Annotated in this window: 16 protein-coding genes; 4 read left to right on the top strand and 12 right to left on the bottom strand. The window is 72.6% G+C overall.

The window, feature by feature from the left end:
* Positions 1–570 precede the first annotated feature (570 nt).
* Positions 571–1,647, top strand: coding sequence for a tryptophan--tRNA ligase (trpS, locus tag ACIRPX_RS32240; RefSeq protein ID WP_404201850.1), 1,077 nt, complete (start codon positions 571–573; stop codon positions 1,645–1,647).
* Here trpS and ACIRPX_RS32235 read toward each other — a convergent pair.
* Positions 1,536–2,594 carry a GlxA family transcriptional regulator gene (locus tag ACIRPX_RS32235; protein ID WP_404201848.1) on the bottom strand — a complete coding sequence of 353 codons (1,059 nt, stop codon included), beginning with the start codon at positions 2,592–2,594 and terminating at the stop codon, positions 1,536–1,538. The genes trpS and ACIRPX_RS32235 overlap by 112 nt on opposite strands.
* 75 nt (positions 2,595–2,669) lie before the next feature.
* Here ACIRPX_RS32235 and ACIRPX_RS32230 point away from each other — a divergent pair, with 75 nt between their 5' ends.
* On the top strand, positions 2,670–3,260 hold the full coding sequence (locus ACIRPX_RS32230) for a cysteine hydrolase family protein (RefSeq protein ID WP_404201846.1): 591 nt from the start codon (positions 2,670–2,672) through the stop codon (positions 3,258–3,260).
* Positions 3,261–3,282: 22 nt separating this feature from the next.
* Here the strand turns inward: ACIRPX_RS32230 and proC are convergent, their stop codons facing one another.
* The 6 genes from proC to ACIRPX_RS32200 form a co-directional block, all read right to left on the bottom strand.
* A complete protein-coding gene (gene proC, locus ACIRPX_RS32225) occupies positions 3,283–4,095 on the bottom strand; it encodes a pyrroline-5-carboxylate reductase (RefSeq protein WP_404201844.1) in 813 nt (270 codons plus the stop codon).
* Positions 4,096–4,247: 152 nt separating this feature from the next.
* Positions 4,248–5,042: an ABC transporter permease gene (locus ACIRPX_RS32220; RefSeq protein WP_404201842.1), complete on the bottom strand. Its 795-nt coding sequence runs from the start codon at positions 5,040–5,042 to the stop codon at positions 4,248–4,250.
* Entirely contained in the window at positions 5,039–5,845 is an 807-nt protein-coding gene (locus ACIRPX_RS32215; protein WP_404201840.1) for an ABC transporter ATP-binding protein, read from the bottom strand. Before ACIRPX_RS32215 ends, ACIRPX_RS32220 begins: the two co-directional genes overlap by 4 nt.
* Before the next feature lie 449 nt (positions 5,846–6,294).
* The gene (locus tag ACIRPX_RS32210) at positions 6,295–7,065 is read right to left on the bottom strand and encodes a class I SAM-dependent methyltransferase (protein ID WP_404201838.1); all 771 of its coding nucleotides are present in this window, start codon (positions 7,063–7,065) and stop codon (positions 6,295–6,297) included.
* Between the two features lie 99 nt (positions 7,066–7,164).
* Positions 7,165–7,668, bottom strand: a complete 504-nt coding sequence (locus ACIRPX_RS32205; protein WP_404201836.1) for an EamA/RhaT family transporter — start codon at positions 7,666–7,668, stop codon at positions 7,165–7,167.
* Between the two features lie 426 nt (positions 7,669–8,094).
* Positions 8,095–8,412 (bottom strand): SH3 domain-containing protein, encoded by a 318-nt coding sequence (locus ACIRPX_RS32200; RefSeq protein WP_404201834.1) that lies wholly within the window; start codon positions 8,410–8,412, stop codon positions 8,095–8,097.
* A 183-nt stretch (positions 8,413–8,595) separates the two neighbouring features.
* Between ACIRPX_RS32200 and ACIRPX_RS32195 the strand changes: the two genes are divergently transcribed.
* On the top strand, positions 8,596–10,689 hold the full coding sequence (locus tag ACIRPX_RS32195; protein ID WP_404201832.1) for a serine/threonine-protein kinase: 2,094 nt from the start codon (positions 8,596–8,598) through the stop codon (positions 10,687–10,689).
* A 50-nt stretch (positions 10,690–10,739) separates the two neighbouring features.
* Here the strand turns inward: ACIRPX_RS32195 and ilvD are convergent, their stop codons facing one another.
* The 4 genes from ilvD to ACIRPX_RS32175 all read right to left on the bottom strand — a co-directional run bounded on the left by ilvD (position 10,740) and on the right by ACIRPX_RS32175 (position 15,239).
* A complete protein-coding gene (ilvD, locus tag ACIRPX_RS32190; protein WP_404201830.1) occupies positions 10,740–12,593 on the bottom strand; it encodes a dihydroxy-acid dehydratase in 1,854 nt (617 codons plus the stop codon).
* Positions 12,594–12,756: 163 nt separating this feature from the next.
* Complete coding sequence (locus tag ACIRPX_RS32185; protein WP_404201828.1) at positions 12,757–13,362, bottom strand: TetR family transcriptional regulator; 606 nt, start codon at positions 13,360–13,362, stop codon at positions 12,757–12,759.
* On the bottom strand, positions 13,359–14,183 hold the full coding sequence (locus tag ACIRPX_RS32180) for a sugar phosphate isomerase/epimerase family protein (protein WP_404201826.1): 825 nt from the start codon (positions 14,181–14,183) through the stop codon (positions 13,359–13,361). The genes ACIRPX_RS32185 and ACIRPX_RS32180 overlap by 4 nt, the downstream gene beginning before the upstream one ends.
* Positions 14,184–14,306: 123 nt before the next feature.
* A complete protein-coding gene (locus ACIRPX_RS32175) occupies positions 14,307–15,239 on the bottom strand; it encodes a Ppx/GppA family phosphatase (RefSeq protein WP_404201824.1) in 933 nt (310 codons plus the stop codon).
* 71 nt (positions 15,240–15,310) lie between these two features.
* Here ACIRPX_RS32175 and ACIRPX_RS32170 point away from each other — a divergent pair, with 71 nt between their 5' ends.
* A complete protein-coding gene (locus ACIRPX_RS32170; RefSeq protein ID WP_404201822.1) occupies positions 15,311–16,168 on the top strand; it encodes a hypothetical protein in 858 nt (285 codons plus the stop codon).
* A 96-nt stretch (positions 16,169–16,264) separates the two neighbouring features.
* Here ACIRPX_RS32170 and ACIRPX_RS32165 read toward each other — a convergent pair whose 3' ends face one another.
* Complete coding sequence (locus ACIRPX_RS32165) at positions 16,265–17,968, bottom strand: hypothetical protein (RefSeq protein WP_404201820.1); 1,704 nt, start codon at positions 17,966–17,968, stop codon at positions 16,265–16,267.
* Positions 17,969–18,023 lie beyond the last annotated feature (55 nt).

Here is an 18,023-nt window from a genome sequence, read left to right as displayed (position 1 = left end):
GGACGCTTCCTTCGTACTCACCCTCTCGGGCTTTCCTCCGGGCGCTTCCCTTCGGTGTTTCCGACTCTATCAGATCCTTTCGGCGTCTGATTCCCCGTCAGAGGGGGTTGTCTTTCCGGCCGTTGGGCCGTTCCGACGAGTGAGACTTTAGCGGACTCCCTGCCTCCCGCGCTAATCGGGGGGCTGCATCCTTTCGAACGCGGATTCCTCATTCCACAAATACGCACGCCAATAGAACAACGGCCGACGGATCGACGGCAGTCGAGCAGTGGTTGATACTTACGGAATGGCTGTCCGGGGACCGACCGGAGTCGGCGCTCACGTCGGACAACTCGGAGAACACTACGGATCCGGTCTGGGCGTGTCAACTCGCCTCCGGGTCGCGTCCGAGAGGCGTAGGCTGAGGGCATGACCACGCGTACGTGTACCCAGCTCTGGTGGGCCGCCTGACGGCGGCCGCGCTCACGTACGCACTCAACGGCCGCCGTCTCGGCGGCCGTTTTCGTATCTCCTCCGGATCTCCGAGGGGCGGCCGTCCGGGACAGCGGCCCGAACGGAGAGGGAGTGGAGATGACACGGGTCTTCAGCGGGATCCAGCCGACCGGGAACCTGACGCTCGGGAACTACCTGGGCGCCATGCAGCGCTGGGCCGAGGCCGACCAGTACCAGGCCGACGCGCTGTTCTGCGTCGTGGATCTGCACGCGCTGACCGTGGAGCACGATCCGGCGCGGGTGCGAAGGCTCAGCCGGCAGGCGGCGACCCTGCTGCTCGCGTCGGGGCTGGACCCCGCGCGGTGCACGCTCTTCGTGCAGAGCCATGTGGACGAACACGCGCGGCTGTCGTACCTGCTGGAGTGCGTGGCCACCGACGGCGAGATGCGGCGGATGATCCAGTACAAGGAGAAGGCGGCCAAGGAGGCCGCACGGGGCAGAAGTGTGCGGGTGTCGCTGCTGACGTATCCCGTGCTGATGGCGGCGGACATCCTGGCGTACGGGACGGACGACGTACCGGTCGGGGAGGACCAGGCGCAGCACGTGGAGCTGGCGCGGGATCTGGCGGTGCGGTTCAACCAGCGCTACGGGCACACGTTCAGGGTGCCGCGGGCGACGCTTCCCAAGGTCGCCGCCCGCGTGATGAACCTTCAGGAACCGACGCGGAAGATGGGGAAGTCCGACGAGTCGGGGCTCGGGGTCGTCTACCTGCTGGACGAGCCGGACGTGGTGCGGAAGAAGGTCATGCGGGCGGTGACCGACAGCGGCCGGGACGTCGTCTACGACCGTGCGGAGCGGCCCGGGCTCGCGAACCTGCTGGAGATCCTCGCGGCCTGCACGGGTGGGAACCCGGAGGCCCTGGCCGGTGTATATGAGTCGTACGGCGCCTTGAAGAAGGACACCGCAGAGGCCGTGGTCGAGCTCCTCAGGCCCGTACAGGAGAGACACAGTGCGCTGTGCGCCGATCCTGGCCATGTGGAGGGGGTGCTGCGGGATGGTGCGGAGAAGGCTCGGGCGATGGCCCGGCCGACCGTCGATGCCGCCTATCGCGCGATCGGGTTGCTGCCGGCCGCGTCGGACAGGGACGCTGCCGATGCCGGCCCGGTCGATAGCGGCGCGGTCGATACCGATGCCGTGCTGAACGCTGCGCGGTAGGCGCGTGGGCTGATGGCGAGGCGCGATGCGAAGTGCTGGCGCATCGTGACCTCGCTGCCGAAGCCGGCGCGGCGGGCGACCTCGGGCATCGGCAGGTCGGTGCGTTCGAGGAGTTTCTGGGCTGCGGCGACGCGCTGGTCGAGGAGCCAGCGACGGGGGGAGGTGCCGGTCTCCGCGGTGAAGTGGCGGGCGAAGCTGCGTGGGGACATGCCCGCGATGTCGGCCAGGTCGGCGACGGTGAGGGGCTCGTGGAGGTGGCGGAGGGCGTGCTCTCGTAGGGCGGCGAGGGCGTCGGCGTCACGGTCCGCACGCGGGGTGGGGTGCTCGATGAACTGCGCCTGACTCCCGGTGCGGAAGGGCGCGGTGACCATCGACCGGGCGATGGTGGCCGCCGCCTCGGCACCCTGGGCCCGGCGGACGAGATGGAGGCAGAGGTCGATGCCGGCTGCCGTGCCGGCGGCGGTCCAGATGTTGTCGTCCTCGATGAAGAGGGTGTCGGGGACGACGGTGACCTGGGGGTGGTGTGCGCGGAGGAGGTCGATGAGGTTCCAGTGGGTGATGGCGCGGCGGCCGTCGAGGAGGCCGGCCTGAGCGAGGGTGAACGCGCCGCCGCACAGGGCCGCGAGGGGGATGCCGCGGGCGTGCGCGCGGCGCAGGGCGTCGAGGACGGGGGTGGGTGCGGGGGTGAGGTGGTCGTCGAGGCCGGGGATCACGATCAGATCGGCACGGGACAGCCAGGTGAGCGTGCGGTCCGGGTGGAGGGCCATGCCGCCGCGCATGGGGACGGGGGTGGTGTCGGTGGCGACGCGGCGCAGGTCGAAGGCGGGGGCGCCGCGGTCGGTGCGGTCGGTGCCCCAGACCTCCGTGATGACGGAGACGTCGAAGGCGCGGATGCCGGGGAAGGCGACGAGGGCGACGCGGTAGGCGTTCTTCGCGGCATTCTCCATGGTTGGCAGTAAACCATCGATCGCTGTCTTCCCGCCCTCTGGGGCGGGCGTGCTCCCGGCGACAGGATCGAGGGCATGGAGATGGCGGAGAACGCAGCGCTGGTGGTCGTGGACGTGCAGAAGGGCTTCGAGGAGACCGACTTCTGGGGGCCACGGAACAATCTGGGGGCCGATGACAACATCGCTTCGCTGATCGACGTGTGGCAGTCGACGGGGCGGCCGGTCGTGTTCGTACGGCACGACTCGCTGAAGCCCGGCTCGCCGCTGCGGCCGGGATACGAGGGGAACGACTTCAAGGAGTACGTGCAGCAGCGGCGCGGGAAGGGGGCCGAGGGGACCGAGCTGTTCGTGACGAAGACGGTGAACTCGGCGTTCTACGGCACGCCCGATCTGGACGCCTGGCTGAAGGCGGAGGGGATCTCGCAGGTCGTCCTGGCCGGGATCCAGACCAACATGTGCGTCGAGACGACGGCCCGGATGGGCGGGAATCTGGGCTACGGCGTGGTGGTGGCGTACGACGCGACGTACACCTTCGACCTGGAGGGACCGTTCGGCTGGCGGCGCACCGCGGACGAGGTCGGGCAGGCGGCGGCGGTGTCGCTGCACGGGGGCGGCTTCGCGCGGGTGGTGACCACGAAGGAGGTGGTGGACGCGGCGGCCGCGTGAACGGCGCCCCCGGTCGGGCTGGTCAGTCCTTCTTGCCGGAGGCCAGTTCGCGGCTGCGGTCGCGGGCGGCCTCGAGGGCGGCGATGAGGGCGGCTCGTACGCCGTGGTTCTCCAGCTCGCGGATGGCGTTGATGGTGGTGCCCGCGGGGGAGGTGACGTTCTCGCGGAGCTTGACCGGGTGTTCGCCGCTGTCGCGGAGCATGGTCGCGGCGCCGATCGCGGACTGGACGATCAGGTCGTGGGCCTTGTCGCGGGGCAGTCCGAGCAGGATGCCGGCGTCCGTCATGGCTTCGACGAGGTAGAAGAAGTACGCCGGGCCGGAGCCGGACAGGGCGGTGCAGGCGTCCTGCTGGGACTCGGGGACGCGGAGCGTCTTGCCCACGGCGCCGAAGATCTCCTCGGCGTGGGCGAGGTGCTCGGCGGTGGCGTGGGTGCCGGCCGAGATGACGGACATCGCCTCGTCGACGAGGGCGGGGGTGTTCGTCATGACGCGGACGACGGGGGTGCCGGAGGCCAGGCGCTCCTCGAAGAAGGAGGTGGGGATGCCGGCGGCGCCGCTGATGATCAGACGGTCGGCGGGGAGGTGCGGGGCGAGCTCGTCGAGGAGGGCGCCCATGTCCTGCGGCTTGACCGTGAGGATCAGGGTGTCGGCGGTCTTGGCTGCCTCCGGGTTGGTGACCGGGGAGACTCCGTAGCGGGTGCGGAGTTCGTCGGCACGTTCCTCGCGGCGGGCGGTGACCAGGAGGTCCGACGGGGCCCAGCCTGCGCGGATCATTCCGCTGAGCAGGGCTTCGCCGATCTTGCCGGTGCCGAGGACTGCGACTTTCTGGGTCATGGCGGGGTGCCCTCCGGGGGTTGCGTCGTCCGGATTCATCCTCGCATCGGGGGTGGGTGGGCGGCTCGGTTGTCCGGTGGGCGGGATGCCGGCGCCGTCCCGCCCCGGGAAGCGGCGGCCCCGCCCTGTGAACGGCTGCTCCGTGGACCCGGTCAGGCCGTCCTGCGCCTCAGGGTCGCCGCGCCCAGGCCCAGGACCAGGAGGGCGCTGCCGGCGACGACCAGGACGTCGCGCACGAAGGTGGCTGTCATGTCGGTGTGTTTGAGGACCTCGTTCATGCCGTCGACGGCGTAGGACATGGGGAGGACGTTGGAGATGGCCTCCAGGGCGGGGTGCATGTTGGAGCGGGGGGTGAAGAGGCCGCAGAGGAGGAGCTGGGGGAAGATCACGGCTGGCATGAACTGGACCGCCTGGAATTCCGACGACGCGAAGGCCGAGACGAAGAGGCCGAGCGCGGTGCCGAGGAGGGCGTCCAGAAGGGCGACGAGGAGAAGCAGCCAGGGGCTGCCGGTGACGTCCAGCCCCAGGAACCAGACCGCGAGGCCGGTGGCGAGGGCGGACTGGATGATCGCGATGGTGCCGAAGGCGAGGGCGTAGCCGGCGATCAGGTCGCCCTTGCCGAGTGGCATGGCGAGGAGGCGTTCGAGGGTGCCGGAGGTGCGTTCGCGCAGGGTGGCGATGGACGTGACCAGAAACATCGTGATCAGCGGGAAGATGCCGAGGAGCGAGGCGCCGATGTTGTCGAAGGTCTGCGGGCTGCCGTCGAAGACGTAGCGCAGCAGGAACAGCATCAGGCAGGGGATCACGATCATCAGCGCGATGGTGCGCGGGTCGTGCCGGAGCTGGCGCAGGACGCGGGCCGCGGTGGCGTTGGTCCGGGAGGCGTTGAGGGCGCGGGGCGCGGCCGGCGCCGGCCGGGTGCCGCTCGTGGGCGTCGTCGTGGTCATCGGGAGGTCTCCTTCTCGCGGGCGGCGGCGGCCGCCTCGTCGACCAGGTGCAGGAAGGCCGCCTCGACCGTTTCGGAGCCGGTGCGGGTGCGCAGTGCGTCGGGGGTGTCGTCGGCGAGGATCTCGCCCTCGCGCATCAGGAGCAGGCGGTGGCAGCGTTCGGCCTCGTCCATGACGTGGGAGGAGATGAGGAGGGTCGCTCCGCGTTCGGCGGCGATGGCGTGGAAGAGGTGCCACAGGTCGCGCCGCAGGACCGGGTCCAGGCCGACCGTCGGTTCGTCGAGGACCAGGAGTTCGGGGGTGCCGAGGAGGGCGACCGCCAGGGAGACGCGGCTGCGCTGGCCGCCGGAGAGATTGCCGGCGAGGGCGTCGGCGTGGCTGTTCATGTCGACGTCGGTGAGGACGCGGTCGACCTCCTGGCGGCGGTCGCTGCTGGTGCGGCCGGGGTCGAGGATCGCCGCGAAGTAGTCCAGGTTCTGGCGCACTGTCAGGTCGTTGTAGACGGACGGGGATTGGGTGACGTAGCCGATGCGGGTGCGCAGGGTGGGGTGACCGGCCGGGCTCCCCAGGACCTCCAGCGTGCCGGTGACCTTGGCCTGGGTGCCGACGACCGCCCGCATGAGTGTCGACTTGCCGCAGCCGGACGGGCCGAGCAGGCCGGTGATCTGGCCGCGCGGGACGGCGAAGTTGAGGTCGCGCAGGACGGTGCGGGGGCCGCGGACGACGCTGAGGCCTTCGGCCCGGACCGCGGGTGCGGCGCCGGCCGCGGGCTCGGCGGGTTCGCCCGGGGAGTAATTCATCATGTGATGAATAATGCTCTCGGGTGGGGTCCGCGTCAAGGGCTGGCCGGGGGGTGAGGGATGCGTGGGAACGCGGAGGCGCGCGGCACGGTAGCGCGGAGGCGCGCGGCCCGGGAGGGCGCGGACGCGCGCAGGCGTGAGCGCGCAGGCGGGGATGCGCGCAGGCGGGGATGCGCGGAAGCGCATGGCGTGGAGGCACCGAGCCGCAGGAGCGCTGGTAGCTCCCAGGCACCCAAGCGGGGCGCAGGGTCTGAAGACGCGGAGGTATGCGGGCCTGGAGACGGGCGGGCGTCACGAGGCGCCGGCTCGGGGCGCGGCCTCGGGGCGCGGTCTCGGGGCGCGGTCTCGGGGCGCGGTCTCGGGCGGCAGTCGGCCGGGGCCCTGGGAGGCACGCCGTGGCAGGTGTACGGCGGATCGGCGGCGGTCCGCGGGGGACGGACCGCCGCGCCGGATCACGCGGTGGTGGCCACCAGGAGCTCGACGACGTAGGTCTCCTCGACGACGCCGTCCGGGAAGACCGTCAGCAGGTGGGTGCGCTCCTCGGTGAGGAAGGCGCTCGCGCTCTCCTCGCCCTGGACCAGGAAGATCGAGTGGCTGCCGATGTTGGCAAGGTGGGTGTCGACGGGGACCCGGCGGCTCCAGCGCACCCGGCGATGGGCGAACTCCAGGCGGCCGCTGGGATCGGCGAGGGCCGTGCGGACGCCGCTGCCCTTGCGGTCGACGACCCCGTCGGCGCCGAAGTGACGTCCGATCCGGGCGCTCTGCGCGTCGATCCACGGGACGTCGGTGGCGCTGGTGTTCCACCACAGCGCGAGCGCGCCGCCGGGACGCAGCACGCGCAGAGCCTCCGGCACCGAGCGGGCGGTGTCGGTCCAGTGCCAGGCCTGGGCGTAGGTGAGGAGGTCGGCGGAGTCGGTGGCGAGGGGAAGGACGTTGCCGCTGCCCCGGACGATCGGGATGCCGGGGTGGGCGCGGCGGAACTCGGCCGCCATGCCCGCACCGGGCTCCACGGCGACCACGTCCGCGCCGCGGGCGGCCAGGAGTGCGGTCGAGATACCGGTGCCGGCACCGATGTCCGCGACCCGGGCGCCGGCGAGCGCGCGGCCGGACAGTTCCTCGATCGCGTCGAAGAGGGCCGGCGGGTAGGAGGGGCGGTTCGCGGCGTACTGGGCGGCGGCGGCGTTGAAGGAGTGGGCGCGGGCGGTGTGTGAGGAGGCCGTCATACGGCCATGGTGACCCCACTGCGTGCAAGGGGCAGCAAATTTTCGGTACGGAACGAGCCTGACCGGCAAGACCGGTGGGCTCACCGGCGGATGGGCCGGTCAGCCGCGGTGCCGCTTCTTCGACGGGTTGCCCGAGCGGCGGGTGCTGCGCTTCTCGTGCCGCTCGAGGGCCGCCTCGTACTCCTCGCGGTGGAGTTTCTCGCCCGGCGCCTCGGTGAGGGAGCGGAAGAAGTAAGCGAGGAGAGAGCCGACGAAACCGATGGCCAGCAGGCCGCGGAGCGATGCCTGGCGGTCGGGGTCGGGGCGGCGGGTGAAGGAGTCCCAGGTGGTGCGGAAGGCCAGCGCGCTGCAGATCGCGAACATCGCGACCACCAGGACCGTGACGAAGGCACCGGTGTCGGCGATCTGGAGTCCCTGGTAAGCGAACCGGAGCACGAGACAGGAGACGACGGCGGCGGCGAAGGAGCCCGTGGCCGCGCCGATCCGGCGGAGGGTGTAGCCCTTGCCGTGGTCGACCCAGGTGGTGCCGAAGAAGCGCAGGGGTTCCGGTCGGGGGGCAGGCGAGCCCGCGGGGGTCACCCGGGTGCCGTTTTCGTCGCTCACGGGACGATTATGGCGCCGGGGTGGGGGCGGGCTCCCCTCCGGGGCTGCCGCAGCGTGCGGGGATGCGGTCCTCGCCGCCGGTGTGCGGGCAGACGTCCGGGACGTATCGGCCGCCGTAGCACCTGTCCCGGACGTTCGCGGTGCCGAAGGCCGCAGGCACCACCCGAAGACGCCCCAAGCACCACCCGAAGACGCCCCAAGCACCGCCCGGAGGTGCCGCAGGTCCCCGTGACCCGTGGGCCCGGCGGGCGGCCGAAGAGCGGCACGCGGGACACCGCGGACGGCACGCGCACGATCCGGCAGTCGGGCCCGGACCGGTGCGGGGGTCGAGACGCGCGCCCCGAGCGACCGGTCGCACCCGGCCCGCCCCCGCCGGCAGGAGGACCCGCGGGTCCCCGACGTCGCCCCCGCCCTGCCGTGGAGGGGTCAGAAGGAGCAGCGGTCGGCGACGTAGCCGTCGCTGCCGGTGAAGATGTAGGCGTCGGAGACGAACTGGCCGTTGCTGATGTTGTCCCAGATGTTCGAGGTGCCGTAGGTACCCGTGACCCAGGTGCCCGGGGTCTGGCAGTAGATCGGGACCTTGGAGCCCGCGGGCAGGACACGGACGATGCTGTAGTTGGTGCCGGGGCCGTTGCGGACGTTCAGCCGGACGCCCGGGGCCACCGAGTAGTAGCGGACCGTTGCCGCCGCCAGGGCTTCCGCCCCTTCGCCGCCCTCGGGCTCTTCGGCGCGGTCAACAGACATGAAAAACCTCCCCCGTTGGTGCCCATGACTGCCATGGGGCCCCATTGATTCCCCTGAAACACGCCATGAAACACATGTACGCAACTCGCACACGGAGACTAGCAAGCCGCCTCTGTCCCACGCGGTGCATCGACTAGGCTCCGAGCGTCGCGCGCGCGGACGAACAGCACGGGGGTGGTCCCAATGGCGCCACAGGGAAGCACCGGAGCGGGCGCGGAAGCGGAACTTCCGGAGTACGCCGGTCACTATCGCCTTGAGTCGTGCCTCGGCTCGGGCGGCATGGGTGTGGTGCACCTCGCCCGCAGCACCTCGGGGATGAAGCTCGCGGTGAAGGTCGTGCATGCCGAGTTCGCCAAGGACCCCGAGTTCCGGGGGCGTTTCCGGCAGGAGGTGGCCGCCGCGCGACGGGTGAGCGGCGCCTTCACCGCCCCCGTCGTCGACGCCGATCCCGATGCCGAGCGGCCGTGGATGGCCACGCAGTTCATACCCGGCGCGACGCTCTCCGAGCATGTGAAGCGGAACGGCCCGATGGCTCCGGCCCAGTTGCGCCGGCTGATGGCCGGACTGGCCGAGGCGCTGCGTGACATCCACCGGGTCGGGGTGGTGCACCGGGACCTCAAGCCGAGCAACGTGCTGCTCGCCGACGACGGGCCGAGGGTCATCGACTTCGGCATCTCTCGGCCAAAGGACAGCGAACTGCGCACCGAGACGGGGAAGCTGATCGGCACTCCCCCGTTCATGGCGCCCGAGCAGTTCCGGCGGCCCCGGGAGGTCGGGCCCGCGGCCGACGTCTTCGCGCTCGGGTCCGTGCTGGTGCACGCGGCGACGGGGCGGGGGCCGTTCGACTCCGACAGTCCCTACGTCGTCGCCTACCAGGTCGTGCACGACGAGCCGGATCTGACCGGCGTACCGGAGAATCTCGCGCCGCTGTTGCTGCGTTGCCTCGCCAAGGAGCCCGAGGACCGGCCGACGCCCGACGAGCTGATGCGTGAACTGCGCTCGGTGGCGGCCTCGTACGACACACAGGCCTTCATACCGGCGCAGCGGACGGGAGACGCGCCGCGGCCGGCCGGAGGCCGGGAGCAGGAGCCGCGGCCCCGCAGACGCCTGGGCGGGAAGGCGGTCCTCGCGGCGGCGGCACTCGTCCTGGTGGCCGGTGCGGCGCTCGCCTCCGTGCAGCTGCTCGGTGGCGCGGGCCCCGCGCCCCGGCGTGGCGGCTCGCCCGAGGCGTCGGCGGCCCGGCCCGCCGCGTGGTCGGCGAAGCCCCTGGCCGAGGACTCCGGCGCACCACAATGCGCGTACGGAACGGAGCAGTTGATCTGCGCCCGGCCCGGCGTCGTCTTCGCGATGGACCCGTCCGACGGCAGCGTCCTGTGGCGGCACACGGTCGCGGAGGGGTTCAGGCCCGCGCCACCGGCCCTCGCGGGCGGCCTCGTGCAGCCCCTGACGCAGCAGGGCGGGCGGCTGGAGGCACTCGACCCCGGTTCGGGCGCGACCCGCTGGCAGCGGAAGATGCCCGCGCACAGCGGCATTCAGGTCGCCGGGGGGACGGTGCTGCTCACGCACGCCGACGGTACGGTCTCCGCGGTGGACGCCGCGTCGGGCGACACCAGGTGGAGCCGCCGGATACCGGGCCAGCCCACTCCGTCCTTCGTCTCGTTCCCCGGGGATCCGCTGGCGTACGCGGTCGATCCGTCGGGTGACGGTTCGAGCACCCTGGTCACGGCGGTGGACCCGGCCTCGGGGGCGGTGCGCTGGGAGGCACGGCTGAGCGGGAACCTGACCCCGGTCGGCGCCCACTCCGGCTCCGTCTTCTTCCTCTCCGCCAACAAGGTCTACGCCGAGACCGACGCCGTCCTCCGCTACACCCCGGCGTCCGGGGCGTCACGCCGGGTGGCGCTGCCGGTCGCGCGTCCGGACGCCCAGGCCACCGTGCGGGGGAACGTCGTGTACATCCTGGCGCCGGACGGCTCGCTGGACGCCGTCGGCCTGGAGGCGCGCAAGCGGCTCTGGCACGTCGAGACGTCCGTGAGCCGCGGCTCGGCACCCGTCGCCGACAGCAGGTACGTGTACCTCTCGGCGGGCGACGGGCGGCTGCTCGCCGTCGACGCCGCCAGGGGACGCCTCGCCGGGCAGACTCCGGCGCGACCGGGAGCGGGGTCGGGCAAGGTCGCCGCCGCGCTGCCCGGGCCCGTCCTCGCCCGCTCCCGCGTCTACGCCACCGCCCCCGACGGCACCGTCTTCTCCGTGGACGCCCGCGATCCCGCCGGCTGGTGACGGGCGAAGGGGCCGCCCCGGCAGGAGCGGCCCCTTCGGAAAGCGGGATCTCAGCCGAGCTGCGACACGTCCCGCACCGCGCCCTTGTCCGCGCTGGTCGCCATCGCAGCGTAGGCGCGCAGGGCCGCCGAGACCTTGCGCTCGCGGTTCCTGGGAGCGTGGACGCCGCCCAACGCGGCCTCGCGGCGGGCCAGTTCGGTGTCGTCGACCAGGAGGTCGATCGTGCGGGCCGGGATGTCGATGCGGATGCGGTCGCCGTCCTCGACGAGGGCGATGGTGCCGCCGCCCGCCGCCTCCGGCGACGCGTGGCCGATGGAGAGGCCCGACGTGCCGCCGGAGAAGCGGCCGTCGGTGACCAGGGCGCAGGCCTTGCCCAGTCCGCGGCCCTTCAGGTACGAGGTCGGGTAGAGCATCTCCTGCATGCCGGGACCGCCCTTGGGGCCCTCGTAGCGGATGACGACGACGTCGCCCTCCTTGACCTGCTGGGTGAGGATCTTCTGGACGGCCTCCTCCTGCGACTCGCAGACGACCGCCGGGCCCTCGAAGGTCCAGATCGACTCGTCGACGCCGGCCGTCTTCACCACGCAGCCGTCGACGGCGAGGTTGCCCTTGAGGACGGCGAGGCCACCGTCCTTGGAGTACGCGTGCTCGACGCTGCGGATGCAGCCCTCGGCCGCGTCCTCGTCCAGCGCCTCCCAGCGCTCCGACTGGGAGAAGGCCTCCGCCGAGCGGACGCAGCCCGGGGCCGCGTGCCACAGCTCGACCGCCTCCTGGGAGGGGGAGCCGGCGCGCACGTCCCAGGTCTTCATCCAGTCCGCCAGGGAGGGGCTGTGGACCGCGTGCACGTCCTCGTTCAGCAGGCCCGCGCGGTGCAGTTCACCGAGGAGGGCCGGGATGCCGCCGGCGCGGTGCACGTCCTCCATGTAGTACGTGCGGTTCTTGCCGACGTTCGGGGCGACCTTCGCCAGGCAGGGCACACGGCGTGAGACGGCGTCGATCTCCGCCAGGCCGAAGGGGACCTGCGCCTCCTGGGCCGCGGCCAGCAGGTGCAGGATCGTGTTGGTCGAGCCGCCCATCGCGATGTCCAGGGCCATCGCGTTCTCGAAGGCGGGGAAGGTCGCGATCGAGCGGGGCAGGACGGTGTCGTCGTCCTGCTCGTAGTAGCGGCGCGTGAGGTCCATGACCGTACGGGCCGCGTCGACGTAGAGCTGCTTGCGGGCCGTGTGGGTGGCGAGGACCGAGCCGTTGCCGGGCAGGGAGAGGCCGATGGCCTCGGTCAGGCAGTTCATCGAGTTGGCGGTGAACATGCCGGAGCAGCTGCCGCAGGTCGGACAGGCGTTCTCCTCGATGCGGAGGATGTCCTCGTCCGAGATCTTGTCGTTCACGGCGTCGGAGATCGCGTCGACCAGGTCGAGCGTGCGGACCGTGCCGTCGACCAGCGTCGCGCGGCCGGACTCCATCGGGCCGCCGGAGACGAAGACCGTCGGGATGTTCAGGCGCAGGGCCGCGTTCAGCATGCCCGGGGTGATCTTGTCGCAGTTGGAGATGCAGACCAGGGCGTCGGCGCAGTGGGCCTCGACCATGTACTCCACGCTGTCCGCGATCAGGTCGCGGGAGGGCAGGCTGTAGAGCATGCCGCCGTGGCCCATCGCGATGCCGTCGTCCACCGCGATGGTGTTGAACTCGCGCGGGATGCCGCCGGCCTCGACGATCGCCTCGCTGACGATCCGGCCGACCGGCTGCAGGTGGGTGTGGCCCGGCACGAACTCCGTGAAGGAGTTGGCGACCGCGATGACCGGCTTACGCCCGATGTCCGCACCGGGTACACCGGAGGCGCGCATAAGGGCGCGTGCGCCCGCCATGTTGCGGCCGTGGGTGACTGTGCGGGACCTCAGCTCGGGCATCGTCGCTCGCTCCTTCAGACAGATAGGGCTGCTACCGAGGTTACGCCCGTCATCCAGGGGTCGGGACGCGGTGTCCGGAATACGGGACGTACGTCTCGGAGGACCGGGCCGCCCGGCCCGGCGGACCGGCGGGGACCGGGACGTCCCGGCCGGCCGGACCGGCTCAGGGGCCGGTCAGATGTCCCTGCACCACCGGCGCCACCCGTGCGATGACCTGCTCGACGTCCGCCGACGCCAGCGGCTCCACCTTGATCACGTACCGCAGCATCGCGCACCCCACGAGCTGTGCGGCGGCCAGCTCCGCGCGCAGTTCCGCGTCCGGCAGGTCCAGCTGGGAGGCGATACGGCGCAGCAGCTGGGAGGCGATGAGGCGGCGGAAGACGGCGGCCGCCGCCTCGTTGTTGACGGCGGAGCGCACGATCGCCAGCAGCGGCGTACGGGTGGTCGGGTTCTCCCAGATGCCGAAGATGAAGCGGGTCAGCCGCTCGCCGACCTCGGCGGACGGGCCGTCGGCGAGCGCCGCCGGCGCGTCCAGCGCGGGCGCGAACGCGACCTCGATGGCCGACTCGAAGACCTGCTCCTTGGTGCCGAAGTAGTGGTGCACCAGCGCGGAGTCCACGCCGGCCGCCTTCGCGATGCCGCGCACCGACGTCTTCTCGTAGCCCCGTTCGGAGAACTCCTCGCGGGCGACGGCCAGGATGCGGTCGCGGGTGTCGGCCGATTCCGTACGGCGAGGCCGGCCCCGGCGCCGGGAGGCGGTGTCGGTCATGGCCGCGGCACCCTCACCGCGGAGGCGAGGTGGAGCCGGGTGAAGGCCAGTGCCTCCGCCAGATCGGCCTCGCGTTCGGCGCCGGACATGGCGCGCCGGGTGTTGACCTCGATGACGACGTGGCCGTCGAAGCCGGTCAGGGCGAGCCGCTCCAGCAGCTCGGCACAGGGCTGGCTGCCGCGGCCCGGGACCAGGTGCTCGTCCTTGGCCGAACCCCGGCCGTCGGCCAGGTGGACATGACCGAGCCGGTCGCCCATGCGGTCGATCATGTGCATCGCGTCGACCCGGGCGGTCGCACTGTGGCTGAGATCGATCGTGAAGTGGCGGTAGTCCTCCTTCGTCACGTCCCAGTCGGGGGCGTACGCGAGCATCTCGCGGTCGCGGTAGCGCCAGGGGTACATGTTCTCGACGGCGAACCGCACGTCCGTCTCGTGCGCCATGCGCCAGATCCCGGAGACGAAGTCGCGCGCGTACTGGCGCTGCCAGCGGAAGGGCGGGTGCACGACGACCGTGTCGGCCCCGAGCTTCTCGGCGGCCGCCCGGGCGCGCTGGAGCTTGACCCAGGGGTCCGTCGACCACACCCGCTGGGTGATGAGCAGACAGGGGGCGTGCACGGCCAGGATCGGGATCCGGTGGTAGTCGCTGAGTCTGCGCAGCGCCTCGATGTCCTGGCTGACCGGGTCGGTCCACACCATGACCTCGACTCCGTCGTACCCGAGGCGCGCGGCGATCTCGAAGGCCGTCGCCGTGGACTCCGGGTACACCGAGGCCGTGGACAGCGCGACCTTCGCATCCGGGATGCGCACGACTGGCTCCGCCATGCTGGACAGGTTACGGGTTGGGATCGGCCGCCGTGTCGTGCCTATGCGTCGTTGTGGACTTCGCCACTGACGGGTGCGGTGTCGAGAAGGGTTGCTCACGCCGTTCCCCGCGCCCCCGGGGCGCTACACCGACCCCATGTGGTCCAGGCGGCGCAGGATGACACCCTCGCGCAGGGCCCAGGGGCAGACCTCCAGCCTGTCCACGCCGAACAGGTCCATGGCGCCCTCGGCGACCAGGGCGCCGGCGAGGAGCTGGCCCGCGCGGCCCTCGGAGACGCCCGGCAGTTCGGCGCGCTGGGCCACCGTCATCCCGGCCAGCCTCGGGACCCACGCCTCCAGGGACTCCCGCTTCAGCTCCCGCTGGACGTAGAGGCCCTCGGTGGAGCGGGCGGCCCCGGCGATGCGGGCCAGCTGCTTGAAGGTCTTGGAGGTGGCCACCACGTGGTCGGGGGTGCCGAAGCGGGTGAACTCGCCCACCGTGCGGGCGATCTGCGCGCGGACGTGGCGGCGCAGTGCCCGTATCGAGTCCGGGGTGGGCGGGTCGCCGGGGAGCCAGCCCGCGGTGAGCCGGCCGGCGCCGAGCGGCAGGGAGACCGCGGCGTCGGGCTCCTCGTCGATGCCGTAGGCGATCTCCAGGGAGCCGCCGCCGATGTCCAGGACGAGCAGCTTGCCGGCGGACCAGCCGAACCAGCGGCGGGCGGCGAGGAAGGTCAGCCGGGCCTCCTCCTCACCGGTGAGGACCTGCAGCTCCACACCGGTCTCGTCCCGCACGCGCGCGAGGACGTCGTCGGCGTTGCTGGCCTCGCGCACGGCGGAGGTGGCGAAGGGCAGGACGTCCTCGACGCCCTTGTCCTCGGCGGCCTGGAGGCACTCGTGGGTGACGTCGACCAGCTTCGCGATGCCGTCGGAGCCGATGGCTCCGCTGTCGTCGAGGAGTTGGGCGAGGCGCAGTTCCGCCTTGTGCGAGTGCGCGGGCAGCGGGCGCGCGCCGGGGTGCGCATCCACCACCAGCAGATGCACCGTGTTCGATCCCACGTCGAGGACACCGAGTCTCATGTACGGAACGCTACTGCCAGCTGGGCGGTCCTCCGTACGGGACGGGGCTGCCGGAGCCGTAGGCTGGTTCCGTGCCAAAGACGAAAACGGCGAAGAAGGACAAGTCCGCCAAGGGGTCTTCGAAGGTGAAGGCGCCGGGGACGGCCAAGAAGTCGAAGAAGGACCTGGCGGCCGACGAGCAGGGCCTCGACTTCGCGCGCGCGTGGGTGGAATTCCCTGATCCGGCGGACGACGAGCAGGTCTTCCGGTGCGATCTGACATGGCTGACCTCTCGCTGGAACTGCATCTTCGGCAGCGGCTGCCAGGGCATCCAGGCCGGCCGCGCGGACGACGGGTGCTGCACGCTCGGTGCCCACTTCTCCGACGAGGACGACGAGAAGCGCGTCGCCGGGCATGTGGCGAGGCTCACGCCGGAGATCTGGCAGCACCATGACGAGGGCATGGAGCACGGCTGGATCTCCGAGGACGAGGACGGCGACCGCCAGACGCGTCCCTTCCAGGGCTCCTGCATCTTCCAGAACCGGCCCGGGTTCGCGGGCGGCGCGGGCTGCTCGCTGCACATCCTGGCCCTGAAGGAGGGCCGCGAACCGCTGGAGACCAAGCCGGACGTCTGCTGGCAGCTGCCGGTCCGGCGGACCTACGACTGGATCGACCGGCCCGACGACACCCGGGTGCTCCAGGTGTCGATCGGCGAGTACGACCGCCGGGGCTGGGGCCCGGGCGGCCACGACCTGCACTGGTGGTGCACCTCGGCGACCTCGGCGCACGGCGCGGGCGACCCGGTGTACGTGTCCTACCGGCCGGAGCTGATCGAGCTGATGGGCAAGGCCGGCTACGACCGCCTGGTCGAGCTGTGCGAGCAGCGGCTGGCCTCGCAGCTGCCCCTGCTGGCACCGCACCCGGCCGATCCGGCCGGCCAGCAGCACTGAGCGCGGGCGTCGCCGGCGGCCGCCGGGCGGGCGGGACGTCCGCGGCGGTCCCCGGCGCCGCGGACGTCCCGAACCGGCGTCCGCAGGGGCCCGCGCTCACGACGTCGAGGGACTCGGACCGCCGCTGCCGGTGGGCGACGGCGTCGCGCTCGTCGGCGCGGTCGGGGTCGGGTCGCTGGGCGTGGGGTCCGGGGAGGCCGACGACGGCGGGGGGCTCGACGGGGGGCCGGAGGGTGCCGGGCCGCTCGGCGTGGGGTCCGGGTCCGACGGGGGCGGCGGGTCCGAGGGACTGGCCGGGGCCGGGCTGTCCGGGCCGGGCGCGCTGCCGTAGCCCTCGATGGAGACGACGGCGCCGGCCGGCGAGACGGCCACCTTCGCGCTCCACGAGCCGGACGGCTCGCGCAGGTGGTCGACGTACACCTTGATCGTCAACGAGTCGCCGGGCGCGAGCGTTCCCGAGGACTGGCTCAGATAGAGCCAGGAGGCGCCCGTGGACGCCGACCAGCGCACCGGGGACGTCCCGGTCGCGGTGAGGGTGACGAGCGTGGTGTCGCCGTGGTGGCCGGCCGAGACGTCGAGCTCTCCGGAACCGTTCCGCCCGGCGCCGGCGACGCTGACGACCTCCACGGAGACGTCCGGGTCGCCGCCCGTGCCGAAGCGGCCGCCGGGGGTGCTGCTGGCGTTGCCGGCGTTCTCGTAGCCGCCGCCCGCCGCCTCGCCGTCGAGGCTCTCCGGGCCGTGCGCCTCGCCGGCGGTGGGGAAGCGGCCGTCCGGGCCCTCGTCGGCGGGTGAGCCGCGGTAGGCGGCCCACAGGGCGAGCACGGGGGCCGCCACGACGGTGGCCACGACCGTGGTGGTGACGGCACGCGCGCGGATGCGGTCCCGGCGGGCGGCGCGGTCCTTGGGGTCCATCGGGAAGCCGCGCCGGTCGAAGCGGGGACCCGCGGCACCACGCGCGCGTGCGGGGTGGGCGACCGCCCCGTGCAGGGCGGCGCGGGGCGCCTCCAGGACGGGGAGTTCGGCGGGCGTCACCATCGCGCCGGGCCAGCGGCCGGGGACCGCGCGCTCGGCGCTGCGGCGGCAGCGCGGGCAGTCGTCGACGTGCCGGACGAGTTCCTTGCGCAGCGCCGAGCTGAGCACCAGCTGGTTGTCCCCGGTGAGGCGGGCGACCCCCGGGCAGCCGCCGGCCTCGACGACGGCGAGGGCCGCGCGCGTGCGTTCGACCTCGCAGGCCGCGGAGGCCAGCAGTTCGCGGGCGGCGGCGAGGTCGAGGCCGAGCACGGCGGCCACCTCGTGGGCGGCCAGGTGGTGGCGCACGGCGAGTTCGAGCGCCTCGCGCTGCTCCGGTGTGGTGCCGGCGGCCTCCGGCCAGGCGAGCAGGGCGAGTTCGCGGCGGCGCCGCTTCTGGACGTCCTCGGCGACGGGAGGCGCACCGGGGCACTGCCGCCCGGCGACGGTGCGGCCCGCCGCGTGGGTGCCCTGACGTTTCTGCTTGGCCTCGGCCAGCTTGCGCAGACAGGACCAGCGGGCCAGCGCGTACAGCCACGGCCGGCGGTCCCCCGCCGCCTGCGGGCCGCGGCGCCGCTCGGCGAGGGCGAGGGCGTCGCCGAGGGCCTCGGTCGCCGCGTCGTGGTCGCACAGCACCGACAGGCAGTAGGTGAACAGGCCGTCGAGATACGGCTCGTAGCGCGCGGGCGGACGCTGCGCCAGCGTGCGGGCCGCCGCGCGGTCGCGGGCTTCCCGGCGCGCCCGGTGTGCGCCGGTGGTGCGGGTCGGGGTCTCCGGACTGCTGCTCATCATCCGTGGACCGTAGGCGGCTCGGGATGGCCCCTTCTTCCCCCTTGAGCACATTTAA

Origin of the sequence: Streptomyces sp. NPDC101225, from assembly GCF_044767585.1 — a bacterium.
Lineage (GTDB): Bacteria > Actinomycetota > Actinomycetes > Streptomycetales > Streptomycetaceae > Streptomyces.
This window is presented reverse-complemented; position numbering and strand designations above follow the sequence as displayed.

Bases quoted from the DNA above. Each gene is read 5' to 3' on its own strand.
- ilvD (WP_404201830.1), bottom strand. From the start codon at position 12,593: ATGCCCGAGCTGAGGTCCCGCACAGTCACCCACGGCCGCAACATGGCG.
- proC (WP_404201844.1), bottom strand. From the start codon at position 4,095: ATGACCCAGAAAGTCGCAGTCCTCGGCACCGGCAAGATCGGCGAAGCC.
- ACIRPX_RS32165 (WP_404201820.1), bottom strand. From the start codon at position 17,968: ATGATGAGCAGCAGTCCGGAGACCCCGACCCGCACCACCGGCGCACAC.
- ACIRPX_RS32180 (WP_404201826.1), bottom strand. From the start codon at position 14,183: ATGGCGGAGCCAGTCGTGCGCATCCCGGATGCGAAGGTCGCGCTGTCC.
- ACIRPX_RS32185 (WP_404201828.1), bottom strand. From the start codon at position 13,362: ATGACCGACACCGCCTCCCGGCGCCGGGGCCGGCCTCGCCGTACGGAA.
- ACIRPX_RS32235 (WP_404201848.1), bottom strand. From the start codon at position 2,594: ATGGAGAATGCCGCGAAGAACGCCTACCGCGTCGCCCTCGTCGCCTTC.
- ACIRPX_RS32210 (WP_404201838.1), bottom strand. From the start codon at position 7,065: ATGACGGCCTCCTCACACACCGCCCGCGCCCACTCCTTCAACGCCGCC.
- ACIRPX_RS32175 (WP_404201824.1), bottom strand. From the start codon at position 15,239: ATGAGACTCGGTGTCCTCGACGTGGGATCGAACACGGTGCATCTGCTG.
- ACIRPX_RS32200 (WP_404201834.1), bottom strand. From the start codon at position 8,412: ATGTCTGTTGACCGCGCCGAAGAGCCCGAGGGCGGCGAAGGGGCGGAA.
- trpS (WP_404201850.1), top strand. From the start codon at position 571: ATGACACGGGTCTTCAGCGGGATCCAGCCGACCGGGAACCTGACGCTC.
- ACIRPX_RS32215 (WP_404201840.1), bottom strand. From the start codon at position 5,845: ATGATGAATTACTCCCCGGGCGAACCCGCCGAGCCCGCGGCCGGCGCC.
- ACIRPX_RS32220 (WP_404201842.1), bottom strand. From the start codon at position 5,042: ATGACCACGACGACGCCCACGAGCGGCACCCGGCCGGCGCCGGCCGCG.
- ACIRPX_RS32230 (WP_404201846.1), top strand. From the start codon at position 2,670: ATGGAGATGGCGGAGAACGCAGCGCTGGTGGTCGTGGACGTGCAGAAG.
- ACIRPX_RS32195 (WP_404201832.1), top strand. From the start codon at position 8,596: ATGGCGCCACAGGGAAGCACCGGAGCGGGCGCGGAAGCGGAACTTCCG.